General features: G+C 58.9%; 7 protein-coding genes and 3 pseudogenes. 6 read left to right on the top strand and 4 right to left on the bottom strand.

The features are described 5' to 3' along the window. Positions 1-122 precede the first annotated feature (122 nt). Positions 123-182: pseudogene (locus B0B13_RS19900) on the top strand (hypothetical protein); the annotation flags it as partial. Between the two features lie 22 nt (positions 183-204). Here the strand turns inward: B0B13_RS19900 and B0B13_RS19895 are convergent. Both B0B13_RS19895 and B0B13_RS01415 read right to left on the bottom strand, forming a co-directional pair. After that, a pseudogene (locus B0B13_RS19895) lies at positions 205-292 on the bottom strand (IS66 family transposase); the annotation flags it as partial. Between the two features lie 203 nt (positions 293-495). Further along, positions 496-1,224, bottom strand: a complete 729-nt coding sequence (locus B0B13_RS01415) for an HrpB1 family type III secretion system apparatus protein (protein ID WP_237573900.1) — start codon at positions 1,222-1,224, stop codon at positions 496-498. Positions 1,225-2,034: 810 nt separating this feature from the next. Between B0B13_RS01415 and B0B13_RS16920 the strand changes: the two genes are divergently transcribed. The 5 genes from B0B13_RS16920 to B0B13_RS01390 all read left to right on the top strand — a co-directional run bounded on the left by B0B13_RS16920 (position 2,035) and on the right by B0B13_RS01390 (position 8,935). After that, positions 2,035-3,306: a YadA family autotransporter adhesin gene (locus tag B0B13_RS16920; protein ID WP_212667335.1), complete on the top strand. Its 1,272-nt coding sequence runs from the start codon at positions 2,035-2,037 to the stop codon at positions 3,304-3,306. A gap of 322 nt (positions 3,307-3,628) precedes the next feature. Beyond that, the gene (locus B0B13_RS01405; RefSeq protein ID WP_076788709.1) at positions 3,629-4,636 is read left to right on the top strand and encodes a GlxA family transcriptional regulator; all 1,008 of its coding nucleotides are present in this window, start codon (positions 3,629-3,631) and stop codon (positions 4,634-4,636) included. A 118-nt stretch (positions 4,637-4,754) separates the two neighbouring features. Then, positions 4,755-5,582 carry an EAL domain-containing protein gene (locus B0B13_RS01400; RefSeq protein ID WP_237573903.1) on the top strand — a complete coding sequence of 276 codons (828 nt, stop codon included), beginning with the start codon at positions 4,755-4,757 and terminating at the stop codon, positions 5,580-5,582. 58 nt (positions 5,583-5,640) lie between these two features. Beyond that, positions 5,641-7,659, top strand: a complete 2,019-nt coding sequence (locus tag B0B13_RS01395) for an LTA synthase family protein (RefSeq protein ID WP_286137200.1) — start codon at positions 5,641-5,643, stop codon at positions 7,657-7,659. 457 nt (positions 7,660-8,116) lie between these two features. Next, a complete protein-coding gene (locus tag B0B13_RS01390) occupies positions 8,117-8,935 on the top strand; it encodes a helix-turn-helix domain-containing protein (RefSeq protein WP_139337268.1) in 819 nt (272 codons plus the stop codon). A gap of 114 nt (positions 8,936-9,049) precedes the next feature. On the opposite strand, the pseudogene B0B13_RS19670 reads toward B0B13_RS01390, so the two are convergent. Both B0B13_RS19670 and B0B13_RS01380 read right to left on the bottom strand, forming a co-directional pair. Next, positions 9,050-9,187: pseudogene (locus tag B0B13_RS19670) on the bottom strand (phasin family protein); the annotation flags it as partial. Between the two features lie 58 nt (positions 9,188-9,245). Continuing rightward, positions 9,246-9,452 carry a hypothetical protein gene (locus tag B0B13_RS01380; protein WP_076788431.1) on the bottom strand — a complete coding sequence of 69 codons (207 nt, stop codon included), beginning with the start codon at positions 9,450-9,452 and terminating at the stop codon, positions 9,246-9,248. Between the last annotated feature and the right edge of the window lie 799 nt (positions 9,453-10,251).

Raw genomic sequence — 10,251 nt, 5'->3', positions numbered from 1 at the left:
CAGAGACGCTGGTGTAACCTGACCGACCGAAGCGGAGTTGGAGTTGTATGACCGGCCTATTCTAGTTACTAGCTCAGCCTCAGCCTCAGCCCAGCCCAGCCCAGAGCTCAGCTCAGCTCAGCTCAGCTCAGCTCAGCTCAGCTCAGCTCAGCTCAGCTCAGCTCAGCTCAGCTCAGCTCAGCTCAGCATCCGTCTCGGATGTAGTCGGCGGCCAATGGCCACCCTGCGCAGGGCGCGCTCGACAGGTAAGTTGTCGATTTCAAGCCGCCTCATCGCAATAGCGTGTCAGCGCCTAGACGGGCGGCAGGTCGGCACGATATGCTGATTGTGCCCGGCGGAGCGCCGATGCGGATGCCGCACTATCGTCGTAGCACCGGTGTGACCCCGGCACGCGCGTTTCTGCGCCGTTTGCATGTCAATCCGTCCGACTGCCGCCGGTTCTCATCGGGATCGTGACGGTGCGGCGGTGCGCCTCGCTAGTACGGTAACCGGTATTCAGCGTGCACACGCCACCGCATGCTCGATTTGTGCGCGCATATGCTCGTGAGCGTCGCTGTCCACGCCCGAGGTGTTGCCCTCCGGGCGCATATTGAGCCGAAGAAAGGTGGCGACCACGGACAGGGCGACTGGATTGCCGTCTTCTAACACCAGCTCGACATAGCGCCGCCATTCAGTGTCCCGCAGGTGATAAAGGCAACACGCGATCAGGGCAGCACAGGCCGCGCCGCCTTGATGCCGTGCCTCTATCGACTTGAGCACGCGCAGCGCACCGATCCAGTCCGACTGCCGCACACGCAGATTCGCTTCGCTGAAGTCGACGTGGGTTGACGATGGCTTGAGCACGCGCAACGCCAGCAGTAGGTCGTCGAGATCTTCGGATGGCACACTGGCCATGCCCAAGGCGAAGAGCCGCAGCAGCGCGCCAACTGTCTTGTCGCTGCAGTTTAGGTAGGAGGCGCGGCGAACGGACGATAGCGCATTCATGACGATGTCGCAGTGTGTTATCAGACTTGACGTGTCGCCGATCACGTGCCGACGACCCTGTCGATGGTATGTCGACAGACGCAACGCACCGGCCATACGTGCGAACTCATGGATGGATATCGGAAATAGATGCTCGAGCCAGGCCGACTCCGCGTCTGGCTGCGTGCGTAACGGATTGCATGTGGTTGGGTTGGCCTGATCGTCGAGCGTTTCGTGCTGATAGGCGTGTGGTTTGATCACCGCGGGCCATCCGTTGTCTTATACCTTCGTCGCTTAACTCTGTATCGTATTGTGCTTCTGGATATTTATAAGCCATACTAAGGAAATGGATTTGATAAGGATAACGATTTATTAGGAGAGTGGGTAAGAATTGGGTCATGGCGTGGCTTCAGCGGTGACGCGTCATCCGGTGATTGCGCGTCAGGAACGAGCGTAGGCCGTTGCGCGGTTCGTTGACTGGGTCGACGGCTTCGCATAACCGCCATGGTGGTCCGCGATTGTCGAATAAGCTTCTGCTCCTCGACACTGTCATCGTGGTGCGTTTGCATTCTTTGCCTGCAGCCGATTTTCGACTGCATCGTCAGCGCGGAGCGCGAATGTACTAACGCGTGGCCCGACCGCCGCGACCACGCGGCTTTCGCGTAGCTGCGCCTTCCTGCGGGAGGCGTGTGCTGTGCAACGACTCCGGAGGTGCGTCAGCCGCCGTGATACACCGGTCGATCCGTGCCGTAACAGTCGATGTCTAATCGCATTTGCCTGGCGTGGCATTGGCGATATGTTGCTGGCTGGATGCGACTTATATGGCCTTTGTGAGCGGAATAATTTAATGAGCGTGCCCGATTTATTGGCAAATTGTGAAATTGCTCAACGAGTTGCATATGGCCTAGCCGACATATCCCTTTTGATTTCCGCACGAATATTCTTGTCCGATTGCATTCGGAAGTGCGTAGACATACATTCCGCTTACATCCCGTTCCGAGGTCAAGCGCCTACAAGGGGAGTCAAATGAGCGGATTTACGAGAGGACTCGGTTATGAAAGGCCAACGTTGATGCAACAGATCGCGTTCCAGTGTCGCTCGAATTACCCCCTATTTAGAGCATCGGGTAACTTGCGCATGCTTGGTATTGCTGTGGGAATAGCGCTCTCACGAGCGGTAGCGGCGGCGGATAATGTTTATGTTAATAATGGCGTCAGCCCGTTCGATCCTGCCTTTTCAAGCGCTGCGAGAAACGTCGTAGACCATTACACCGTTGACTTGTTATCTCCAGTAGTGTCGCCGCTTCCACGGCGCTTGGATTCCCGTAGCCAGCGTGACTTGACCAGTCCTGGCATTGAAGGCAACAATGGAAATGGGGAGCGACTTGTTACCCGCAAAAGTCAGCAAAGTCCGCAGCATCAGATCAGCCCTGAACTAGTTTCGCGCCTAGACGGGATGGGTCGTCAAATTCGGGCGCTGATTGAGGAAGGTGCGGCAGCCCTTGTAATGCCTGCTCCTAAGATGATGGAGCCGAACTCCCCGTTGCCTCTGTATGTTCGTCCTGTGCAGCTGCCCCACGCGGGAGAGCGTGCATCCATGTTGGAGGAGGTCCATGAACTGGTCGATAAGGCGATATCGCAGTGGGAAGCGGCCAACGAAAACTCGGCGGCGATCAGTCAGCGGTTCGCCGCTGAAACGCACATGAAGAACGTCTACGCGCATTTGCTCAAGCGCGAGAAAGCAAAGGCGAGCATTGCTGCTGCACAACTGGCTCCTGCTGAAGACGGCAGCGTTGTTGTCAATACACCTTCCCCCACAGGTTTAGTCGAGGCTGGACATCCGGACTCGGATCAGCCTGTGCCGAGCGGATCGATGTCCGGCAGTGAATCACTTAATTATGCCCTACATCCCGAATGGCTGCACTCATTGGTCGCCGAGATTATCTCAACAACGCCGTTGAGGTTGCCTCCGGGCATTAGCATCGATGACGCTCGCATGTCCGTCGGGGCGCCAGGTAGCGAACGCAAAATCGTCAACGTCGCGCGTGGCACTCATTCCACCGACGCAGTCAATAAGGGGCAGTTGGATGAGGCTGTTGCCCGCGTTGATGGCGACGCGTCCGCCGGCATCGCGTCGGCGATGGCCGTCGCCGGATTGCCACAACCCACTTCTGCTGGACGAAGCATCGCGACAGTATCCAGTGCGTCGTACCGCGGTAGGCCAGGCATGGCATTGGGCGTATCGCACGTGACGTCGGATAACCGTTGGGTGATGAAACTTGCCGCAAGTGCCAATGGACGAGGTTACTTCGGAGCGGTCGCGGCAGGCGGTTTTCAGTGGTGATGGAGCGGTCGATGGCTTGTAACACGACGTCGCGTGCGGTCCGGATCGATGAGGCTTCCCCCATCCGGCGCGTGCTTGACGCGGCGACGGAGCCGAATCGCAGCACAGGCAACCGCGCGAGTCTGGGTCTGTGGGCATGTCGTGGCAGCCCGCTATGGCGCCGGCCCAATGCCAGGGGTGCTTGCCGAAAGATGAAAGCAAATTAGCGGATACCCGCCATTAGTTTTCGTTCATCCGACGCGCAACGTTCGAAAACCGGCAATGAAGCTTACGATGCATGTTGATGCATTGGCTCTTGCCAAAGATAGTTTTGACAGGCCATATGGGATACTTAAGACATACAGAGTTATTGGAGGAAGTCAGGGGCGACGTCGGGGTAGCCAAAGCCTCAACCGACCGGGTCGTCGTGATCTTTCTCTACGAGTCATTCTCGCTGGCGGACGTCGCTGCCGTGGCGGATGTGCTTAGCGTCGCTAACCGGGTGCTGGAGCGCAGCAGTGAATGGCGCAACCGCTATGTGGTCAGGCTGATGTCCACGCGTGGCGGCGTGATGGCCTCGACCTCCGGCATTCGTGTGTGGACGGATGGGCTAGACGCTCGCTATTTCGGCGCTTCCACGGATACGGTGCTCATTGCCGGCGGCCCAGGCGCTCGCGCGGCGTCTGAGGATTTCGGGCTGGTCGGCTGGTTGCGTAAAATCGGTCCGTCCACACGGACCGTGTGTGCAGTGGGCGAGGGCTCAATGGTGTTGGAAGCAGCCGGCGTGCCTGCTTGGCCTGAGCAAAGTCTGCGGCGTATTCGCTCCTCGCCAAAGCCGGGGCCTGCGTCCGGTTGTGTTTCGGACTGCTATCGATCTAACGATGGCTTCTTTACTGCGATGTCGCTGGTTTCGCGCGATTACAGCCAAGAGGTTGTCCGGGACGTAGCTGAGTTTCTGATGCCCCGTTGTGCGCGCCGCGTCATCGAATGGATGGGGCATCCGACCGCGGCAGTCAGCGACACGATTCGCGCCGCGGCGCGTCGGTTGCAGTCTGGATGCGAGCGCGCCTTATCGATTTCAGATGCAGCACGGGCAGCCGCCATGAGCGAGCGTAATTTTCTGCGCCGTTTCAAGCTAGAAATGGGTATTACGCCGTCGGAGTTCCTGCTCCGTTGTCGCTTGGAAAAGGCATGCGAATTGCTAGTCCGCTCAGACTTACCGGTCGACAAAATTGCCCGCCGTACCGGCTTGGGTAGCGGTGTGCGGCTGGCGACATTGTTTCGTAAGCGCATGTTTACGTCGCCGACGTCTTACCGAAACGCCGCCCGCAGGCGCATGGATCAACCCTGATCGTCTTGCGCGCGGTCAGACGCGCAGCGCGCGACGCAACCAACGGATGAGCGCGGTCGCGACGGGCGACGCTGTATTATGGAGGCGGCTTACCCGAGTCACGGGTGAACGGATGATCATGGATATGCAAAGCAGCCTGCGCAGGGAACTGGATATCTACACCAGGCGTTCCAAGGCGTTGGCTGAAGCAGCATGGATCGATGCCAGCCGCGTGATCGATCTCATCGCCCGCGATGGCTTGGATGTGCGCTATGTCCCCAAGATCGCCGCGTCGAACTTGCAGTGCGTCGGATTCGAGGCTCAGGCCCGCCTCAAAGGTACGTTCGGGCGTGCCGGAACGGACAGCTTCCTCGGTTGCTTGGAGCGCGCTGGTATCGTCAGCCCAGTGGATGTGTGGCTCTGTGAAGAAGTCGAGCGGGCCATTGGTCGATGGGCGCAGCGCGAGATGTACCCGGCTGTCTCGATCAAGCTTCATTCGGATACGATGGCATGCGGTCCGGCATTTGACGAAGTGATCAAGGCGTTGCGCTACTTGAATGTCGAGATAGAACTCGGTGCGGGTGTGTCGCTTGCCAAGGACAGCACACTGAGTTGTGTTGGGCGCTTGCGTGACAGCGGTGCAAGAGTGATTATTAATGACTTCGGCGTCGGCTATACGAACTACCAGCGACTTGCCGGCACGCATTTCGACTCGGTAAAACTGGATAGGGACCTTATTTGCGGATTGGATTGCGCCCGAGGGCGCGTCGTTCTCGCCGGCGCGTGCGATCTGTGTCGGAAACTCGGTTTGAAAGTCATCGCGGCAGGCATCGAGACGCAGAACCAGTTGGAAATCGCCAGAACGCTGGATATCGATTTCTTTCAAGGCCTATATTTTGGACCGGAGTTGTCGTGGGACGAGGCGAGCGAGTATTTTGCCATGCAGCGCGTGCGTCACACGGCCTGAACGGTCAAGCTGGGCAAATATTATGCGCTCGTTGAGATTTGCCAGATCCGCGCTCCTCGTGCTGATAGCGGGCAGCGTCAGCTTTGAGGCATTTCGTATTGCTTATCTATTTTACTACGGTGGCGCTGCACAAGTGTTCGACCACGGCGCCGAGACGTTGCACGCGCTGTGGATGGGTTGGCGATTTGACTTGAGGGTGCTGTCGATCGCGATCCTGGTGGTGCTGCTGCCCGTCTTTGTGGTGACGAAGTGGCGCCCCCTTAGGCGTGCCGCCGGGCTGCTGCAGCGCCTGTCCATCGCAGCGATACTGCTGTGCGTGAACCTCGGCTCCGCTTGCCAATTCTATTACTACGATTTCTATGGCAGCCCATTTAATCCGATGGTGTTTGGGTTGCTGGGTGCCGATCCGTGGGGAACACTGGTGGCGGCGCGAAGTCAGTACCCGGTCGTGCGATGTGCGCTACTGATGGCTCTCGTTACCGCTTTGCAGATGTGGGTCATCCTGCGGCTTTCCGGGAGCGCGCGTGTCGATCGAAACGGGCAAGCGCGGCCTCGCGAACGCATGCGTTGCGTGCTGGACGGCGCAGTGCTGGTCGTGTTACTGCTCGGCTTGGCTCGTGGTGGCCTGGGCGAGGCTGCGCTCGGCTCACGCGAGGCGGAGATCTCCACGCGTGCATGGATCAATGACTCAGTGCGCAACGCAGCACAGGCGCTATACGACGCCTATGCCGACCGGCGCAGCCAAGCCAAAATCGACGAAGACTCCGCATGCCAATTGGCGCGCTACGGGTTCCGCTCTACCGATGAGCTGGCCCGCGCGGTCGGCGCCGCCTCCGGTGCGCCGCCGGATCTGGAAAGCGTGGTGTTCCGCCGCACTCCGGAGAACCGATTTCTGGCCGCGCATCCACCCCATGTGGTTTTCGCGCTGATGGAATCATGGGGCGCGCATCCGCTCGAATTCAGCACAGCCTCCACCGACCTGGCGGGCGTGATGGCAGAGCACTTGCAAAGCGATTACCTGTTCCGCAATGTTTTCCCAGCTCGGCTTGGCGGCCACGCGGCGCTCGAGGTGCTATTGCTCAACTCGCCGGTCTCGCCGCTGACGCAAGGTGACCAGGGGTTTGTCACGTATTCGACATCCGCCGCGCTGCCATTCAAGACCAAGGGCTATCGAACCGTGTTCGTCTATGGCGGCAGCGGTGCGTGGCGGTCGGTGGCGCGTACGATGCGGCGTCAGAACTTCGACGAAGTGTACGACATGGCAGACATCATTGGCAGGTACCCGGATGCAAAACGCACGATCTGGGGCGTGTACGATGAGTACCTGTTTCGATTCGCGTTCGATTTGCTTGCCACTCGTGACGCGCTGGGCCAGAAGATCCTCCTGTTCGTCATGAGTACGACGAACCGCCCCCCTCACGTCGTGCCGAGTCATTATTTACCTCCGCCGCTGGACTTGAGCGACATGCGCCGGCATTTCGCGGCCGATTTCGACAAGGGTAGCCGTATGGTGCAGACGTATCAGTATGCCACTCACCAACTGGGCATGTTCGTCAGCCGGGTCGAGGCCGCACCGTTCGGCAGCAAGACTATTATCGCGGCAACCGGCGATCACAACATGCGCGGGCTGTTCCGGTATCAGCGGCCGGAGCAGAGCCGGGAGCTGTATCGTGTACCGGGTTTCTTCCGTGTGCCGCCGCCGTACCGTCCCCGCTTCGTGCCGGATCTGGAGCGATACGCCGGGCACGCAGATTTCTTTCCGACACTGTATCATCTCGCGTTGTCCGACGCGCGCTATCCGGCGTTCGGGCACAGTTTGTTTGCGCCCGCCCCGCAGACCGAGCAATTTGCCGTGATCGGCTTCAAGACGATGTTCAGCCGCGACGGCGCGATGATGCCGCTGGTCGGCGAGCCAGCCGCATTCCGCTGGCAGGGCCCCACGTACGCGCTTGTGCCGGATGAGGCACCATCAACGCTGCTGCGCGAGCAGGCCGCACGGGCGCGGGCGCGGATCGCGCTGGCGGACTGGTACGTGCGCTACCAGGTCATTCGTGCGCGCACGGGAGAAGGATACTGACTGATAACGTGTTGGCTGCGGCGCAGGCTGATGCGCCGCTTCAGGTTCCCGTCACGTTGCGGCCGCAGTACGCTGCGCAACTGCTACGATTCGCAGCCTGAGACATGCTCAGCTTGCACGGTACGTGCAAATCGACTACGGCCGGGAGATGGCGCTCATTGCGTGCACGCAGTAGGACACGCGCCCGGTTATTCATGGCGTGGCGCGAGCGGGAACTGATTCGGACAACGACAAGGCTGAGTTCGCGAATGTTGTTGTTTGCGCGGGACTGTGGGTTTGCGCTTCACAGCGACGATCCGGAGGTCGTCGAAGTCGAATTGCCGCTTCGGTAGCGGGAGCGCCACTCCTTTGTGGCATCGGGAGCTTCGCCGCGACGGGCGGCAACCGTATGCGTCACGCGGTCGCATCCACGGCGTAGGGCGCGATTCATGCCGCCGGCATCGGTATAATTTGCGCCATGATGCTCTCTATAGCCGAATACCATGCCGGGCCGCCTGCCGATGCTGCACATCGCGCAAATGTGGCGAACTGTCACAGCGTGCATCACGTCGACGAGCATGTCGCGGTCAACAGCGGCGAATCGATGCGGCGCGACGTGTCGCGCTGCTCGGGCTGTGCATTGCGCAACCTGTGCTTGCCGCCGGAATTATCGAGCGACGACATCGAGCAGTTTCATCAGGTCGCCAGCATGAAGCGTCTGGTGCGCCGTGGCGACGTGCTGTATCGTTGCGATGATCCATTTCGCAATATCTTTGCCATCAAGACCGGCTCGTTCAAGACGGTCATGGTGCTGCGCGATGGTCGCGAGCAGGTTACCGGCTTTTACTTGCCGGGCGATGCGCTAGGCCTCGATGGTGTGTGTTCGGACCGCCATCGTTGGGATGCCGTTGCGCTCGAAGACAGCCTGGTGTGTACGGTGTCGTTTGCTCGGCTCGAGGCGTTCTGTCATCGGCAGCCGGCGATGCAGCGGCATCTGCACCGGATGCTCAGTGGAGAGATCGTGCGCGAATCCGGGCTTAACGTATGGCTGGGCACGATGAACGCCGCGGAACGCGTGGCGGCGTTCTTGCTGAACCTATCGAAGCGCTTCGCCGTGCGGGGTTATTCGCCGAACGAGTTTCAATTGAGGATGACTCGGGCGGAGATGGGCAGTTATCTGGGTTTGAAACTCGAAACCGTGAGCCGGATATTGTCCGGCTTCAGCCGGGCAGGGCTGGTCGACACGCAGGGCAGGAACATTCGAATCCTTAATGCGACTGCGCTCGCCGCCGTCTAGGCGCGCCGCTGCCCGCTTGGACGGGGGCGCTGCCTGGCGTGCCGATGAGGGAGTGACCCATTCGCGCACGCCGGTGACGGACCACGCCTGCCGCGTAGCTTGTTGAATCTGTTGCAGTGTCGTACGCCAAGCCTGCGAGTTCAACTCCGTCACCTTTTCGACACCATCGAAAACTTTGCCGGCTAACCCGAACAGCGTATTGATACCGGATTTTTGCGCAGCGGCAAGTTGTTCCGTGATCACGAGACTCATGACTAGGCTTGTTGGACGTTAGAGGCGGACGCGGGCTCGGATGGCTTGGCCGGCGGAACTACGCGGAAAATCGCACACGCGAGCATGCGTCGAGGATCGACTGGCCAACTCGCGTCAGCTGCGGCGAACGGCCGCCGGAGGCCTGATCGTGTAATACGACGAGTTGGCGCTCGAGCAGCGTGCCAAGTTCGGCGCGACTCAGATCGATCTGGTCTGGCGAGTGCTTGATGAGCATGAGGGTCGCGAATTCGTGTGGACTCAACATTTTCGGCTCCTGACTAACAACCCCGGTTCTGTAAAAATGACTTGGCTCGCAAAAAATCCGGTTAAATATGCCAATTTTCCTCGGCGGCTGGAAAACAATTCTTCTCCCACCATTGGACGGAATTTTTGACTGTATCCAATGGATTAACCGCAGCGAGTAGGTATTAATTGCAGCCTGGACAGAATAATGTGCTGGCTCGAATTGCGTTGCACCACAAACGTTTTACGACGCCAGGAGCGCATATTAATCTTCTCTAAATCGCACCGCAATAGCTGAAGAAAAATTATACGGTTGCTTAAATCACGATGTGATGAATGGACAAGCGCAGGAACCGTTTGAATGAGGTAAATGAACGGCAGAGCGCGGACTGGGGCTTGTATGTGGACACCTCGGCATCTAACAGGCGTTTGAAACAAGCATCCTGCTGCCGTTCATTGATACGGAAATGCGGAGCGGTGGGATGCCGCAGGGATGCGACGTATTGAATCTTGAAATAATGCTACGCAGCTAATTAACTTGCTATAAATGGACACGGCAAATTTATCGCGCGCTGCGTTTACTTTACGACAGCATGGGAGAGACGACGCTCGAAGGACTGGGATACCACCCGAGTTGTTAGATTCCCATAATCAACACCCGCCAGAGTACTTCATTCGTGGCACGAGGCAAACGCCCTGCTCGCGGAGGGCGACAATGAAGAGGCAATCTCGACAGCCTGGAGGAGCTTGAAGCGCGCGCGACTACTGGCTTAGGCATATGTAATGCCAAGCACTTTCCCTGCGGTTATCCAAAATCTTCT

The sequence above is a fragment of the Burkholderia sp. b14 genome (assembly GCF_900156195.1).
GTDB lineage: Bacteria > Pseudomonadota > Gammaproteobacteria > Burkholderiales > Burkholderiaceae > Mycetohabitans.
This window is presented reverse-complemented; position numbering and strand designations above follow the sequence as displayed.

What these genes read in the sequence shown, in the direction of transcription:
- B0B13_RS16920 (WP_212667335.1), top strand. Translation starts at nt 2,035, where the DNA reads ATGCAACAGATCGCGTTCCAGTGTCGCTCGAATTACCCCCTATTTAGA.
- B0B13_RS01405 (WP_076788709.1), top strand. Translation starts at nt 3,629, where the DNA reads ATGGGATACTTAAGACATACAGAGTTATTGGAGGAAGTCAGGGGCGAC.
- B0B13_RS01400 (WP_237573903.1), top strand. Translation starts at nt 4,755, where the DNA reads ATGGATATGCAAAGCAGCCTGCGCAGGGAACTGGATATCTACACCAGG.
- B0B13_RS01390 (WP_139337268.1), top strand. Translation starts at nt 8,117, where the DNA reads ATGATGCTCTCTATAGCCGAATACCATGCCGGGCCGCCTGCCGATGCT.
- B0B13_RS01380 (WP_076788431.1), bottom strand. Translation starts at nt 9,452, where the DNA reads ATGTTGAGTCCACACGAATTCGCGACCCTCATGCTCATCAAGCACTCG.